Source organism: Streptomyces sp. NPDC001515 (assembly GCF_053597115.1).
The window spans coordinates 78,296-93,357 of record NZ_JBSFHN010000002.1 but is presented as its reverse complement, the minus strand read 5'-3'; the positions used below and the strand labels follow the sequence as shown (position 1 = coordinate 93,357).

Below are 15,062 nucleotides of genomic sequence, written 5' to 3'. Positions count from 1 at the left end.
GGTGGCGGGACGGGGGCACGGACGGTTACGTTGGCGCCGGCCGGCCGCGGGACTCCGGCGCGACTTCCGGGACTTGCCTATGAAGCAAATATTTCGCTGTTCGCGCCCCCATTCCCCGGCCGGCCTCCGCGTGCGCGCACGCCTCGCGGACCGCCACGGGGGACACCGACCATGACGACCGAGACGACCGAGACCCTTGCCGACCTCGTCGCGGCCGAGGACGTCCTGCTCTTCGTCAACGCGGCGATCACCGCGACCGGGCAGCGCGAATTCCGCTCGGAGGCGTACGAGCAGCGGCTCTCGCTGGACTTCCTGCACGCGTACGTACGCGTCAACTACCGCCGTGTGTACGCCGCCGCGCTCGCCCTGGACATCAACGACCACAACGCCGCGCACATCGTGCACGGCCTGCTGGAGCACGCCGCCGACGCCACCGCCGAGGAGAAGCGCGCCGAGGGCCGGCTGATCGCGGCCCGGCTGGAGCGGATGGCGCCGCAGCGGGTCTACCGGCTGTTCCGGGGGCTGCGCGCGGCCGGGGTCAACAACCGGCGCACCCGGGCGATCGTGCGCGACTGGCTGGCCGCCCGGCCGGACCTCGGGCACGACGCCGTGAAGTACCGGTCGGGGCTGAAGGCCGCGGCCCGCCACACCCACCTCCGGCTCGACGGCGCGCCCGCCGCCGCGGCCCCGGGGGCGGACGGCGAGCTGGGGGCGTTCCTGTTCCGGCCGGGCGCGCTGCCGCGCTACCGGCACCCGCTGCTCGACGCCTGGCGCCGGGCCCACTACGAGCGGGGCGCCGTCGAGGAGCTGCCGTTCACCGTCGCGGAGGGCTTCGCCGCCCGGCGCGGCATGGAGCGCGAGGCGTTCCTGGAGCGGATGGCGCCCCGGATGACCCGGCTGGAGCGGCTGCGCACCCGGGAGGAGCGGGCGGACGGGCGTGCCGGGCCGCCGCCGGACGTGGATCTGGCCGCGATGCCGCTGACCCGTCTCGCGCTGTACGTGCTGGCGCTGGACCGGGAGGAGCGGGCGCGGCGGCGCGCGGAGCTGACCGGGGCGCTGCGCACGGCCGCGCGCCGGGCCGCCGGGCCGCACGCCGGGAGCTGGGGGCGGGTCGCCGCAGTGCTCGACGACAGCTACTCCTCGTCCGGTTCGGGGGTGAAGCGGCGCCGCCCGCTGGCCGTGGCGCTGGCCTGCCACCAGCTGCTGGAGGCGCTCGCCGCGCCCGGCGCGTACACCGGGCTGTGGACCTCCGGCGCGCGGGACCCGCTGCTGGTCGTGCCATGGGGGCCGACGCCGCTGGGCTTCCGGATCCTGGACGCGCTGGAGCACGGCCCGGACCGGCTGGTCGTCGTCTCGGACGGCTGGGACAACGCCCCGCCGGGGCTGGCCGGTGAGGTGCTGCGGCTGTGGCGGGCGCGGATCGACCCGGAGCGGCGCACCTCGGCGGTCCATGTGAACCCTGTATACGACGCGGACGGTTTCGATGTGCGGCGGCTGTCGTCGGCCGTGCCGACGGCCGGGATCCGCGACGCGGAGGACCTGCCGGCGCTGGTGGAGCTGGCGCGGTTCTCCGAGGGGCGCACCGGGCCGGCCGACCTGTACGCGTACCTGGACCGGCGGGTCGCCCGGTTCACCGGGGCCGGACCGGCGGGAGGAGAGCGGTGACCGCGATCGAGACGGCCGGGCTCACCACGGGCCCGGCCCAGGTGTGGGGCGGCATCCGCCTCGTCCCGCTGCTGCGCGAGGCCCCGGTGGAGGGGCTGCGGCTGCACCGGGAGGTGTACGAGGGGTACGGCGCCGCGACCGTGGAGCTCGGGCCGCGCACCGCGTACAGCTCGTACATCCCGCACGGGTTCGTCGCGGACTGGTCGGGCGAGGGGGCGGGGTCGGCGGCGTACGGCACCCAGCTGTCCGGTGCGGACGGCGGCGCGCGGCCCGAGGCCGTGCGGCTGCCCCGGCTGCACCACCACCGGCTGGCCAAGCGGCGGCCGGGCGACCGGCTGCGCTTCCTGCCGCTCCATCTGGCGCTGGAGGGCTATCTCGCACTGCACTTCGGCGGTCCCTCGACGGCCTGGGAGGAGTGGTCGCGCTCGGCGCTGCGGGACGGGCTGTCGCCGCGTGCGGAGGACACATATCTGGGGTGGTCGGTGCGGGGGCTCGGCGAGGCCCTGCGGATCTTCGAGATCCATCCGGGCCAGTGCGGGGTGATGGTCTACGCGTCGGACGCCCTCGCCTCCGCGTTCGTGGTGCCGCACCCGGAGGACTACCGGCTGCTGCACGCGACGCTCGTCCAGGACCTGTACGGGGAGCTGGTCCACCAGTACGCGACGTACGGCGCCCCGGTGCCCGATTTCGCCGCCCGGATCGCGGACGGGCCGCATCTGCGGACGCTCGCGGACCTGCGGGCCGCGGCGCGGGTCCAGGAGCGGGCGTGGCGCACGGGGCACGACACGCTGTTCGCCGGGGAGCTGCTGGACGGCTCGTACGCGTTCGACCGGGTGCGCCGCATGGGATCGTTCACGCTCCAGCGGTTCCTGCCGCCGTTCGCGCGGGACGGGAGCGGGCAGCACATCGGGGAGGCGATCACCGACCACAAGGGCCGGCTCGCGTATCTGAAGACGTTCCGGCTCTCCGAGGCGCAGATCCGGCGCGGGCATCTGCTGCGCCGGCTGGCCGCCGAGGACTGGCACCTGGGGAACACGGCGCGGGCGCTGGGCACGAGCACGCAGGAGCTGACGCGGCGGATCCGGGCGGCCGGTTTCGCGTCGCTGCTGCGCGAGCGGGGGCGGTGAGAACGGCCCCGGGTGCGGGGGCCGCTCCCCCGCACCCGGGGCCCGTCGCCCGCCGGAAACCCCGGTAACACGGGGTTCACACGAGGGCAACGGTCGGGAAATCGCGCCTTGCGAAGCTGCGCGGCAGAGACCGCTGCGCCCCCGAAGGATGGCTTCCGTGACGTTCAAGGCTGAGTACATCTGGATCGACGGCACCGAGCCGACCGCCAAGCTCCGCTCCAAGACCAAGATCATGTCCGGAGCCCCGTCGGCCGACGTGGCCTCGCTGCCCATCTGGGGCTTCGACGGTTCGAGCACCAACCAGGCCGAGGGCCACGCCTCCGACCGCGTGCTCAAGCCGGTCTTCAGCTGCCCGGACCCGATCCGCGGCGGCGACGACATCCTGGTCCTGTGCGAGGTCTTCGACATCGACATGACCCCGCACTCCTCCAACACGCGGGCGCTGCTGCGGCCGGTCGCCGAGCAGTTCGGCGGGCAGGAGCCGATCTTCGGCATCGAGCAGGAGTACACCTTCTTCGACGGGCACCGCCCGCTCGGCTTCCCCGAGGGCGGCTTCCCGGCCGCGCAGGGCGGCTACTACTGCGGCGTCGGCTCGGACGAGATCTTCGGCCGCGAGATCGTCGAGAAGCACCTCGACAACTGCCTGAAGGCGGGCCTGGGCATCTCCGGCATCAACGCCGAGGTCATGCCCGGCCAGTGGGAGTTCCAGGTGGGCCCGCTCTCCCCGCTGGAGGTCTCCGACCAGCTGTGGGTGGCCCGTTGGCTGCTCTACCGCACCGCCGAGGACTTCAACGTCTCCGCGACCCTCGACCCCAAGCCGGTCAAGGGCGACTGGAACGGCGCGGGCGCGCACACCAACTTCTCCACCAAGGCCATGCGCGAGGGCTACGACGCGATCATCACCGCCTGCGAGTCCCTCGGCGAGGGCTCCAAGCCCCTGGACCACGTCAAGAACTACGGCGCCGGCATCGACGACCGCCTGACGGGCCTCCACGAGACCGCCCCCTGGAACGAGTACAGCTACGGCGTCTCGGACCGCGGCGCCTCCGTCCGCATCCCCTGGCAGGTCGAGCAGGACCGCAAGGGCTACATCGAGGACCGCCGCCCCAACGCCAACGTGGACCCCTACGTGGTCACCCGCCTGATCGTCGACACCTGCTGCACCGCGCTGGAGAAGGCCGGCCAGGCCTGATCCCGTTCCACGACGCGTGCGCCGAAGGGGCGTTCACCGGATTCCGGTGGGCGCCCCTTCGGCGTGGCGTGAGATACGTAACGCCACGGGTCCGTACCGACGGCTGAGAGAGGTCTGCTGCCGGGGGGAGTTCTCTGGTTCAATGGGGGCATGGCCAGCATCCTGTACGTCTCGAACGGTCGCAGCGACCTCGAACCGTTCTGGCCGTCCCGTCAGCACCACGACTTCGACCGGGTGTGTTGCCGCGCGTGGAACGCGCCGGCCCTCTAAAGCCGCTCACCCCGGTCTTCGGCCCGCGCGCACGACGCACGTCCCTCCACAGACGACTCCTCGCGCGAAAGAGCTGACCCTCATGGCGAACACCCGTACCTTCTCCGCCGCTGCCGCCTCCACCGCCCCTCTCCCGTCCGCCCACCGGCACCGGCTGCGTGCCGTGGCGCCGGACGAGACGGTCCGGCCGGCCGACGTCTCCGCGCTGCTGACGCCGGGGGCGACCTGGCTGCCGGCGCCCCAGCACACCCTGCCCGCGCTGCCGGGCCGGCCCCCGATGGTCGGCTATCTGGTGCTCGTACCGGCCGACCAGCAGCCGGCGCTCGCGGCGGCCGCCGCGCAGTACGTGGTGCCGGAGGTGCCGGCGCAGGCTCCGGCCGGGCCGGTGACCATCGATTCCGTCCAGCGTTCCGCCTCGGTGAACGGGCAGGTGCTCGACCTCACGTATCTGGAGTTCGAGCTGCTGGCCCATCTCGTGGCGCACCCCCACCGGGTGCACACCCGCGACCAGTTGGTGACCACCGTGTGGGGCTACGGGCATGTGGGCGACGGGCGGACCGTCGACGTCCACATCGCCCGGCTGCGCCGCAAGCTGGGGGCCGAGCACCGGCGGTCGATCCAGACGGTGCGGCGCGTCGGGTACAAGTACGCGCCCTGACGGACGCGTGAGGGGGCCCGGTTCCGGAACGGTCCGGAACCGGGCCCCTTCGCCGTCCGGGGGCGGGCGGGGTCAGACCCGCACGGACGGGGCGGGCGCGGGGGCGGTGGCCGGTTCGCCGTGGTCGGGGACCGGGAGGCGGGACAGGGCGCGCGGGGTGCGCCAGTTGCGTTCGCCGAGGAGCGCCATCACCGAGGGCAGCAGCACCATGCGGACGATCGTGGCGTCGAGCAGGACGGCGACGGCCAGGCCGACGCCCATCTGCTGCATGTCCTGCATGGAGAGCGTGCCGAAGACGGAGAACACCGCCACCATGATCACGGCCGCCCCGGTGACGGCGCCGGCGGTACGCCGGATGCCCTCATCGATGGCCTCGGAGGTGGACAGGCCCCTCAGGCGGGCCTCGCGGATCCGGGAGACCACGAAGACGTGGTAGTCCATGGAGAGCCCGAACAGAACGACGAGGACGAACAGCGGCATCCAGGACTCGATGGCGCCGACTCCCTCGGAGCCGATCAGCGAGGCGCCCCAGCCGTGCTGGAAGACGGCGGTCATCACCCCGTAGGCGGCGGCCACGGAGAGCAGGTTGAGGACGATCGAGGTGACGGCGACGACATAGCTGCGGAAGCAGAACAGCATGAGCAGGAAGGTCACGGCGGCGATGAAGAGGAAGACGGGCACGATGCCGCGCCGCAGCTGGTCGTTGAAGTCGACGGACCCGGCCGTCTCGCCGGTGACGTAGGCGCGCGCCCCGGTGCCGTCGAAGGCGTCCGGCAGCCGGTGCTCGCGCAGTTCGCGCAGTCCGTCCTCGCCGTCGGGCAGCGCCACCTCGAACTCGGCGACGTTCTCGGCGCGGTGGACGGTCACGTGGTCGAAGCCGGAAAGCGCCTCACGGACGCCGGGGGCCGCGATGTCGTCGGCCTCCACGACCACCCGGGCCGGGGCGGGGCCGCCGGGGAAGGTCTCGCTGATCTTCCGGTAGGCGACCGAGAGCGTGGAATCGGAGCCGAACTGCTTCTCCAGGCCGAGGGATTCGGTCTTCATGCCGACAGCGGGCGCGGCGAGGACGAGCAGGACGGCGACGGAGGCCACCGCGAAGAGCTTCGGCCGGTTCAGCACCGGGCGCAGCAGCCGTCCGGCCACCTTGCCGCTCTCCTTGCGTCCGCGCCGGGCCCGGCTGTTGAGCAGCGGGATGCGGCCCGCCTCGACGCGGTCGCCGAGCCAGGACATCAGCGCGGGCAGCACGGTCACGGAGCCGAGCATCGCGATGAGGACGACGATGATCGTGGCGAGGGCGAAGCCCTTGAACAGCATCAGCCCGGACAGGAACATCCCGGCCATGGCGACCATGACGGTCAGCCCGGAGACCAGCACGGAGCGGCCGCTGGTCGCGGCGGCGATGCGCAGCGCCGTCTCGGCGTCGTGTCCGGCGGCCCGCTCGTCGCGTTCGCGGCGCAGATAGAACAGGCAGTAGTCGACGCCGACGGCGAAGCCCATCAGGAACATCACGGAGTACGTGGTCTGGAAGAGGTGCAGCTGGTGGCTGGCGAGCGAGAGCAGGCCGAAGGCGGCCATGCAGGCGGTGAGGGCGAGGGCGACGGGCAGCAGGGCCGCGACGACCGCGCCGAACGCGACGAGGAGGATGCCGAGCGCCAGGGGCACGGCGGTGAACTCGGCCTTCTTGAAGTCGTCGGAGAGCAGGTCGCCGAGCCACTTGCCGGCGCTGGCGTCGCCGAACTGGCGGACGGTGACCCCGCTGTGCTCCTCCGCGACGCCGGAGACGGCGTCCAGCACCGGCCGCACGCGGTCGGCGGCGGTGTCCGGGTCGCCCTTCATCGAGAAGGTGACCAGTCCGTCCGTACCGTCCTTCGAGGCGACGGGCGGGGCGAGGTCGGTGACCTCGCCGGTCCGGTCGAGGGCGGTGGCCAGCTCGGCGGCGGCCTTCCGCCAGCCGTCGGGGCGGTCGGAGGACACCATGACGAGTTCGCCGGCCCGGTGGCCGAGGCCCGCGTCGGAGAGGATCTTCTCGGCGCGGGCGGAGTCGCCGGCCCCGTTCTCGGCGTCGGTCATCTCGACCATGCCGGACGCGCCGCCGAGCCCCGCGGCCAGAACCACGAAGAGCAGCCAGCCGAGTACGGCCGTCTTGCGATGGTGTGCGCTCCACACACCGATACGTGCCGCGAGGTTTCTCCTCATGGCGGTGTCGCCCCCTGAAGTAGTGCGTCGGACCTGACTCCCCCGAATCTAGGAAGCGCCGGTCCGCCGCCCCAGCCGCCGAAACCCCCACCCGCCCGTGCCGTAGGGCGAGGTCCGGGGGGTGGTGCTGGGTACACCCCCGCCGGGTGGGGAAACGGCTGACGCCCGGGGCGCCGCCCGGGTGAGACTGTGTGCGGACCGGGCCGGCACGGCGGCCCGACGAGGGAAGCGAGTGGTTCATGAACGCGGTCGGAGCACGGATACGGTCGGCGCTGCTGGCCGCGTGGCGCGGACTGGTGCTGTCGTTCACCGCGCTCGCGGGTTCCGTCACGCTGTTCACGGTGACGCTGGTCTCCATCGCCCTCATCCCGCTGGGCATCGGGGTGCTGACCACCCCGCACCTGATCGAGGCGGTGCGCAGGCACGCCAATCAGCGCCGGCTGCTGGCGGTCACCTGGTCGGACGTCCGGATCCCGGTCCCGTACCGGCCGTTCCCCAAGGATCTGCGGGGCGGGCTCACCGGTTACGTGGAGCGCACCACGCTGCTGATGAAGGACCCGGCGACCTGGCGGGACATGCGCTGGATGCTGGTGGACATGACGGCGGGGGCGGTCGTGGCGCTGCTGGGGGCGGCGCTGATGCTCTACCCGGTGGAGGGCTTCGTCCTGGCGGCCGGGCTGTGGCGGGTCTTCACGGACGACCGTTACTGGTACGCGTTCGTCCCGGTGGACAGCCAGGCGACCGGGCTGATGGCGGCCGGGCTCGGTCTGGTGCTCCTGGCGGTCGGCACGGTGCTGAGCGAGCCGCTGCTGCGGGCCCACTTCGTGCTCGCCCGCTCGGTGCTCGCCCCCACCCAGGAGCAGGAGCTGGCGCTGCGGATCGACCGGCTGACCGAGACGCGGCACGAGGCCGTGGACACGGCCGCCTCGGAGCTGCGGCGCATCGAGCGGGATCTGCACGACGGGGCGCAGGCCCGGCTGGTCGCCATGGGGATGAACCTCGGGGCCATCGAGGCACTGGTCGAGAAGGACCCGGCGCAGGCGAAGAAGCTGCTGGCGATGGCCCGGGAGTCCTCGGCCGAGGCGCTCACGGAGCTGCGCGATCTGGTGCGGGGCATCCATCCGCCGGTGCTGGCCGAGCGGGGACTCGGGGACGCGGTACGGGCGTTGGCGCTGCGGCTGCCGCTGGCGACCGAGGTGGACGTGGAGCTGGCGGGCCGGGCCGAGGCCCCGGTGGAGTCGGCGGCGTACTTCGCGGTGAGCGAGGTGCTGACGAACGCGGCGAAGCATTCGGGCGCGGACCGGGTCTGGGTGGACGTGCACCACGCGGAGGGGATGCTGCGGATCTCGGTCACCGACAACGGGAAGGGCGGGGCGGTGGCCGGGGCGGGTTCCGGGCTGAGCGGAATCGAACGGCGACTCGGTACATTCGACGGCGTCATGGCCGTCAGCAGCCCCGCGGGCGGTCCCACCATGGTGACCATGGAGATTCCTTGCGAGTTGTCCTAGCCGAAGATCTCTTCCTGCTGCGCGACGGCCTGGTGCGCCTGCTGGAGGCGTACGACTTCGAGATCGCGGCCGCCGTCGAGACGGGGCCCGAACTGACCCGGGCCCTCGCGGAGCTTCAGCCGGACGTCGCCGTGGTCGACGTCCGGCTCCCGCCGTCCCACACGGACGAGGGGCTCCAGTGCGCCCTGGCCGCCCGGCGGGCCAGACCGGGGCTTCCGGTGCTCGTCCTGTCGCAGCACGTGGAGCAGTTGTACGCGCGCGAGCTGCTGGCGGACGGCAACGGGGCGATCGGCTATCTGCTGAAGGACCGGGTCTTCGACGCGGACCAGTTCGTCGACGCGGTGCGCCGGGTCGCGGCGGGCGGCACGGCGATGGATCCGCAGGTCATCTCCCAGCTGCTGAGCCGGCGGGCGCAGGACGAGCCGATGGGCGGGCTGACGCCGCGCGAGCGGGAGGTCATGGAGCTGATGGCGCAGGGCCGGTCGAACGCGGCGATCGCCTCGCAGATGGTGATCACGGAGCGGGCGGTGGCCAAGCACACCTCGAACATCTTCGGAAAGCTCGGCCTGCCGCCCTCCGACGACGACAACCGCCGCGTCCTCGCGGTGCTGGCCTATCTGGACCGGGGCAAGGCGTAGGGGGTGGAGGGGGCGTCCCGCGTCAGCCGTTGAACCAGGCGGCCATGTCGAGCCGGTGGGCGTCCGCGCCCACCATCGTGCGCAGATCGTCCTCCAGGGCGCGGACCCGGTCGGCGCCGAGGGTGCGGACCCAGGCGGCGCGGAGCCGGTCGAAGCCCTCGGCGGACCGGGTCAGCATGTCGATGCCGTGCGGGGAGAGCCGGACCAGTTTGCGGCGGCCGTCGTGGGGGTCGTCGAGGCGTTCGACGTATCCGAGGGCTTCGAGCTTCTCGACGGTCTTGCCCGCGGCCTGTTTGGAGACGCCGAGCCGGCGGCCGATCTCCCCGGCGGTCGATCCCGCGAGGCCCACCGCCTGGAGCGCGTAGCCGTGGGCGGGGCTGAGGCCGGCGTGCCCCTGCTCGGCGAGTTCGGCGTGGAGGGCGTCGACGACCGAGCGGAAGCCGGCGAACAGCAGCAGGGGCAGTTCGAAGCCGGCCCGGTCCGCGCCGGACGTCCCCTCGGCGGGCTCAGCCATTGCGAAACCCGACAACCTGGTTTACTTTTTCGTCAATCACGTTGTCGAGTTTACCGCGAGAGGGGACACCCATGTCCACGACCCGCTTTCCCGACCACACCCTGGAATCCGCCCCGGCCGCCGCCCGCCCCACCATGGCCTCCGTGGCCGAGAAACAGGGCTATCTGCCCGTCGGCGTCGCCCGGCTCGCCTCCTCGCCGGAGACGCTGAACGGCTTCCTCCGGCTCAGCGCCCTCTTCGAGTCCACGACCCTGGACCCGCTCTCCCGCGAGGTCCTGATCATGACGGTGGCCACCCGGAACGGCTGCCACCTCTGCGTGGCGATGCACACCGCCCGGCTCGCGGCGCTGGAGGCCGACGCCGCACTCGTCACCGCCCTGCGCGAGGGCGCCCCGCTGCCGGACGAACGGCTCGACGCCGTACGGGTGTTCACCCTGGCCGTCATCGAGACGGCGGGCGCCGTGGACGACGCCGCGCTCGGGGCCTTCCTGGCCCACGGCTACACCCCGCGCAACGCGCTGGAGGTGACGCTCGGCATCGGCGCCTACACCGTCTCGACCCTGGCCAACCGGATGACGGGCGCACCCGTCGACCCCCAACTCGCCGCTTTCGCCTGAGGATTGTCCCCGACCCGGGCGCCCTCCCGGGGTGACCATCGCACGATTCGCTCGTTCTGCTGAATGTGCGCCCACAGCCAGAGCCATCGTCAGCCGACGCGGGGCGGTCCGGGGCCGCGCTCGTCGAGCACTATCCGCGCCTGGTCCGGCTCGGCTATCTCATCCTGCCCCGGACACCCGACCGCGACCGGCGCGTGCTCACCGCCCACGCCCTGGCCCAGCGGTCGCTCCAGGCCGCGCTGCGCGCCGGTCCCGCGCTCGGCGGGGTGCTGCCGCCGCCCCGCCGCCCCGGCCGGTCCGCACCGGCCGATCCGGGGTACGCGTACGTCCGGAGCCGCGTGGTGCGCGGCGCCCTGGCGGCCGGGCGCGCGGGAGGGCCGGGCCACCGCCCCCGGCTCGCCCCGCTGCCGCCCGTCCTCCCCCTGGCCTGGGGGCTGCGGCTCCTCCCCCACTCCGGCGGGGCCGGCCAACTGGCCCTGGAGCAGGAGCTGTCGGAGGTCAGCCGGGCGGCGCGGGCGGCGTTCGCGCTGCGCGGTCTGGAGGGTCTCGCGGACGGCGAGATCCGCCGGGAGCTGGCCGACGCGGGCGTGGCCGACCCGCACGCCGCGCTGACGGAGGCCGACCGGGTGGCCTCGCCGCCCGAGCTGCTGGCCTCGCCGGGCTTCGACGCCTGCTCGCTGCGGGCCCGCCCGCCCGATCTGCCGCGCCGCCGCCGGTACACCCGCGCCGGTCTGGTGGCGCTCACCGCGCTGCTGGTCTGCGGGGCGCTGCTCGGACTGCCCGGCGACGGGTGGGGCCGGGGCGCCCCGGCCGCGCCGCCCTACGCGCGCAATCCGGCCGTCGAGGAGGCCCTGGACCCGGCGGCGCTGCGCAGGGTCCCGGCCGGCTTCTGGAAGCGTTCGGCCCGTACGGACTTCACCGCCTGGCCCACGCGCGGCGGCCTGGCCGAGGACACCGGGCTGCTGCGCCGCGCGCTCGCCGTCTGGGCGCGGCCGGGCGACGGGGTGCGGACCTCGGCGACACCGCACACCCCCGAGGGCCCGCCGATGGGACCGCCGCAGTTGCTGTACGCGGGCGAGGCCGGCGCCTCCCGGGTGGTGCTGTTCCACGACGGGCTGCGGGTGGTGCGGTACGCGGAGCCGCGCGCGGCCGGTTCCTCGGGCGCCGCGCTCGACTTCGCCCGGGTCGACGGGGCCGGCGCGGCGGACTCGGGCGCGCTGGTCGTGGACCGGGGGCGCGGCACGGTCCGGTATCTGACCGCGCCCTGGGTGCGCGGGGTGCGGGTGCGGGACCTGCTGGCCCCGGACCAAAGGCCCCGGGCGCCGCGCCGCGCCGCCGACGGGGTGACGGACGCGCTGGCGAGCCCGGTGAACGCCTCCGGCTGCGCGTCCTGGCCGGCGCTGGAGCTGGCCGGGCCGGGGGCGGTCCGGCTGGTGACCGATCTCGGCGAACTCGCCCCGGCCCGGCTGACCTCCGGCCCGCCCGCACACCCCCACGACGTCTCCGGACGCGGTGAGCACGAGAGCTGGGCGCGGACCGCCTGCCTGCTTCCGGCGGTGAGCGCGCACGGGGTGCGGTCGGTCAACTCCTGGGCGTACGCCCGGCAGTCGCTGCCCGAGGGCGCCGGCTCGGCCCAGTGGCTGTGCATCCGGGCGGAGACCTGGCGGGGCACCGGGAGCCGGGTCCTCGCCCTGTTCCAGCCGCTGTCCGCGCGGCCGGGCGGGGCCCGCCCGCCGGGTGCGGTCGCGGCCCGCGCCGAGGACTCGCCGGCCTGCGGGGCGCGGGCGCCCCGGGCACTGGCCGGGGTGCGGTGGAAGTCGCGCACCGGGCAGTGGTACGTCCTGGCCGCGGGCAGCGAGCAGTTCGCCTCGCTGGCCGCCTCGGGCGGGGTGGGCGGACGGGCGCGGGGACGGTTCCTCGCCCTGCCGGTCCGCGCGGGCGACCGGGCCCTGCTCGACGGCAGGCTGGCGGACGGCAGCCGGGTCGGGGTGCTGCGGTAGCGGGTGTCCGGGGCGCAGCGGACACGGGGAGGGGGAGGAACCGACGTCCCTCCCCCTCCCCGGCGGGTGTGCCGCCCCGGATCCGCGCGCCGGCGGATCCGGGACGGGCGGCGGCCGGACCGCCGCGGGCCGTTCAGACCTGGAGCCCCGTGGCCTTCACGTCCTCGACCTTGCGGACCTTGATCTCCATGCTGTTCACCTCCTTCCGACTGGACGACGTTCCCCCGACCGGTGGTGTGCCGGACCGGGGCGGAGAGGTGCCCGCGGGGTTTCAGCTCCTCGCCGTGAGGCGCCGGGCGCGCTCACGGACCGCGAGGGCCGCGGGAAGAACGAAGGGGGTCAGACAGACCCCGCTGCACAGCAGCGCCCACCAGAACTGCCCGGTGGCCGGGCCCGTGCCGAGCCGGTCGGCGGCCCAGCGCAGCACCTCCCAGGCGAAGGGCGCCAGGAAGAGCGCCGCCCAGACCAGGGTCAGCACGGCCCCGCAGAGCCGCACCCAGCGGAACCAGCGGCCGGCCCGGACGTCGACCGGATGCGCGTCGGCCAGTTCGGCGGCCCCCTCGGCGTCCAGCCGGCCGGCGGAGCGCCGGAGCATCAGGGTCGTGACCTGCCACAGGTTGCGGCAGCCCAGTGCGTTGACCAGCACCGCGTACAGGTCCGTGCGCAGGAAGACCATGCACTGCCAGAGCATCGCGGTGAGCTTCACGTAGATCCAGGTGGCGAGGACCGCGTCGAGCCGGTCCGGTGCCGCCCACGCCCCGGTGTCGATCAGCAGCCGCGCCGCCAGCGGTACGGCGAGCAGCACCGCGTCGAGGGCGAGGCCGGCCAGCAGCGGCCCGTACCGCTTGCGTTTCGGCACGGTCCACAGTTGGGTCAGATCGGTCTCGAAGACCAGCAGGAACCCCATCCGCCGGTCCATGCCGAACCGGGCCCCGAGACCGAGGGCGCGGGCCGCGAACCAGTGCCCCAGCTCGTGGAGGGCCGTGGCGGCCGTGGCGAGCGGGATGAGGATCAGGGTGCCGAGGCCGATGTCGTCCACGACGAACGCGTCGGTGCCCGGATCGGGGAAGAGGCCGGGCCGGAACGCGAACACGGCGAGCGCGAACACCGCGCAGGCGAGGTAGCAGCTCCAGGCCACCCGGCCGAAGAACGGCCGCGCGACCTCCTCGCGAACGCCGTCCAGCCACCGCCCGCCCTGCACGGGCGCCGAGCGGACCGGGGTGCTCTCCTGCCCCTCGTCGAGGAATCCCAGCTCGCGCAGGACCCCGACGAAGGACGGCACGTCGACGGGCTGCCCGGCGAACTCCTCGGCCTCGGCGGCGGCTTCCGCGACCGTCGCCCCGCGCGTCAGCGCCTCGATGACCACGCCCCCGACCTTCGGAATGGCGACGAACCGCCCCGTCTCCGGGTCGCCGACCAGGACCTCGTCCTCCCCCTCGGGCACCAGGCTCAGCGGGCGCAGCCGCACGGTCGCCGCCGGGGATCCGTCCACCTCGCTCATGCCGCCGCCCCCCGTACGGGAGCCAGCGCGCAGACCGGGCAGTCCGGCACCTCGGGGAACGGCACCCGGTCGGCCGCCAGGCCCGTGCGCAGATCGAGCCGGACCCGGGCGCCCGCGGCCACCGGCTCCTGGAACCCGGTCAGATAGCGCAGGCCCTCCAGCGCGATCAGCGAACCGATCTGCATGGCCACGGGGCCGATGAGCGGGTTCGTGGTCCGCATGCCGTACACGAGGTCCTCCGCGGCCGCCGCGCCGGTGCCCTCCTCGGGGCGCTGTCCGAACTCGCAGGCCAGGCAGGCGCTCCGCCCCGGATCGACGGACATGTACGAGAGCAGCGTGCGGGTGGCGCCGCCGACGACCAGCGGCACACCGGCCCGGACGGCGGCCTCGTTCACCCACAGGCCGGCGTCGGGATGGCCGTCCAGGCCGCCCACCATCAGATCGGTGCCGTCGGTGAGTCCGGCGAGGTCCTCGGGGCCCGCGACCCAGCGGTCGACGGTGCGCACCTCGATGTCCGGGTCGTAGGCCCGCACCCAGGCCGCGGCGCGCTCGACCTTGGAGCGGCCGACGTCCTCGTGGCGGTAGAGGAACTGCCGGGCGAAGTTGCGGGTCTCGACGCGGTCGTGGTCCAGCAGGGTCAGCCGGCCGACGCCGAGTCCCGCCAGGCACTGCACCAGCGAGGAACCGCCGCCGCCCACGCCGAGCACCAGGACGTGCGCGTCGCGCACCCGGCGCAGGAAGTCGGTGCGGTGCCGGTCGAGGTCCGCGAAGGTGCCGAAGAACGCCAGGTTGGAGAAGTGCCGCTCGTCCACGGCCGGATCGCCGGTGAACCTGCCCTCCTCGCGTTCGACCAGCCCCAGGCCGGCCAGGCCCGCCAGTCCCCCGTCGAGCTCGTCCGCGGTGACCTCGACCCCCCGGGCGGTGAGCGCGTCGCGCAGTCCGGGCACGCTCCGGGGCCCCTCCCGCAGCACGGAGAGCAGCGCCTCGACCTTCCCCTCGGGGTCCTCCAGGGTGATCGACTCACGGGGGTCGAAGACGACGATCAGGTCCTCCCCCACCGTCCGCCAGGAGCACTCCTTGAGCGCGACACGCATCAACCCACTCGCTTTCGGCCCCGGCGGACCCCGGACTCCCCGGGCTCGGCGCCACTCTGTGTCCCGGGGCTGAACTTCCGCT

12 protein-coding genes are annotated in these 15,062 nt (G+C 74.2%); 8 read left to right on the top strand and 4 right to left on the bottom strand.

Features of this window, described 5'->3' with window-relative positions; all coding sequences use genetic code 11:
• The first annotated feature begins 171 nt into the window (after nt 1-171).
• The 4 genes from ACWCXC_RS04040 (at nt 172) to ACWCXC_RS04025 (ending at nt 4,912) form a co-directional block, all read left to right on the top strand.
• Entirely contained in the window at nt 172-1,665 is a 1,494-nt protein-coding gene (locus ACWCXC_RS04040; protein WP_450886493.1) for a hypothetical protein, read from the top strand.
• A complete protein-coding gene (locus tag ACWCXC_RS04035; protein WP_450886491.1) occupies nt 1,662-2,792 on the top strand; it encodes an ARPP-2 domain-containing protein in 1,131 nt (376 codons plus the stop codon). Before ACWCXC_RS04040 ends, ACWCXC_RS04035 begins: the two co-directional genes overlap by 4 nt.
• A 157-nt stretch (nt 2,793-2,949) precedes the next feature.
• Nucleotides 2,950-3,984 carry a glutamine synthetase gene (gene glnII / locus ACWCXC_RS04030; RefSeq protein ID WP_450682313.1) on the top strand — a complete coding sequence of 345 codons (1,035 nt, stop codon included), beginning with the start codon at nt 2,950-2,952 and terminating at the stop codon, nt 3,982-3,984.
• A 352-nt stretch (nt 3,985-4,336) separates the two neighbouring features.
• The gene (locus ACWCXC_RS04025) at nt 4,337-4,912 is read left to right on the top strand and encodes a winged helix-turn-helix domain-containing protein (protein WP_450682314.1); all 576 of its coding nucleotides are present in this window, start codon (nt 4,337-4,339) and stop codon (nt 4,910-4,912) included.
• A 72-nt stretch (nt 4,913-4,984) separates the two neighbouring features.
• Here ACWCXC_RS04025 and ACWCXC_RS04020 read toward each other — a convergent pair whose 3' ends face one another.
• Nucleotides 4,985-7,108 (bottom strand): MMPL family transporter, encoded by a 2,124-nt coding sequence (locus tag ACWCXC_RS04020; protein ID WP_450682315.1) that lies wholly within the window; start codon nt 7,106-7,108, stop codon nt 4,985-4,987.
• Between the two features lie 239 nt (nt 7,109-7,347).
• On the opposite strand from ACWCXC_RS04020, the gene ACWCXC_RS04015 reads away from it, so the two are divergent.
• A complete protein-coding gene (locus ACWCXC_RS04015; RefSeq protein WP_450886488.1) occupies nt 7,348-8,616 on the top strand; it encodes a sensor histidine kinase in 1,269 nt (422 codons plus the stop codon).
• On the top strand, nt 8,601-9,254 hold the full coding sequence (locus ACWCXC_RS04010; RefSeq protein WP_450682317.1) for a LuxR C-terminal-related transcriptional regulator: 654 nt from the start codon (nt 8,601-8,603) through the stop codon (nt 9,252-9,254). The genes ACWCXC_RS04015 and ACWCXC_RS04010 overlap by 16 nt, the downstream gene beginning before the upstream one ends.
• A 22-nt stretch (nt 9,255-9,276) precedes the next feature.
• Here ACWCXC_RS04010 and ACWCXC_RS04005 read toward each other — a convergent pair whose 3' ends face one another.
• Entirely contained in the window at nt 9,277-9,768 is a 492-nt protein-coding gene (locus tag ACWCXC_RS04005) for a MarR family winged helix-turn-helix transcriptional regulator (protein WP_450682318.1), read from the bottom strand.
• Between the two features lie 71 nt (nt 9,769-9,839).
• On the opposite strand from ACWCXC_RS04005, the gene ACWCXC_RS04000 reads away from it, so the two are divergent.
• Together ACWCXC_RS04000 and ACWCXC_RS03995 are read left to right on the top strand one after the other, a co-directional pair.
• Nucleotides 9,840-10,385, top strand: a complete 546-nt coding sequence (locus ACWCXC_RS04000; protein WP_450682319.1) for a carboxymuconolactone decarboxylase family protein — start codon at nt 9,840-9,842, stop codon at nt 10,383-10,385.
• A 65-nt stretch (nt 10,386-10,450) separates the two neighbouring features.
• On the top strand, nt 10,451-12,385 hold the full coding sequence (locus ACWCXC_RS03995) for a hypothetical protein (protein ID WP_450886485.1): 1,935 nt from the start codon (nt 10,451-10,453) through the stop codon (nt 12,383-12,385).
• Nucleotides 12,386-12,656: 271 nt separating this feature from the next.
• Here ACWCXC_RS03995 and ACWCXC_RS03990 read toward each other — a convergent pair whose 3' ends face one another.
• Nucleotides 12,657-13,886: a hypothetical protein gene (locus tag ACWCXC_RS03990; protein WP_450886483.1), complete on the bottom strand. Its 1,230-nt coding sequence runs from the start codon at nt 13,884-13,886 to the stop codon at nt 12,657-12,659.
• Complete coding sequence (locus tag ACWCXC_RS03985) at nt 13,883-14,980, bottom strand: HesA/MoeB/ThiF family protein (protein WP_450682322.1); 1,098 nt, start codon at nt 14,978-14,980, stop codon at nt 13,883-13,885. Before ACWCXC_RS03985 ends, ACWCXC_RS03990 begins: the two co-directional genes overlap by 4 nt.
• Between the last annotated feature and the right edge of the window lie 82 nt (nt 14,981-15,062).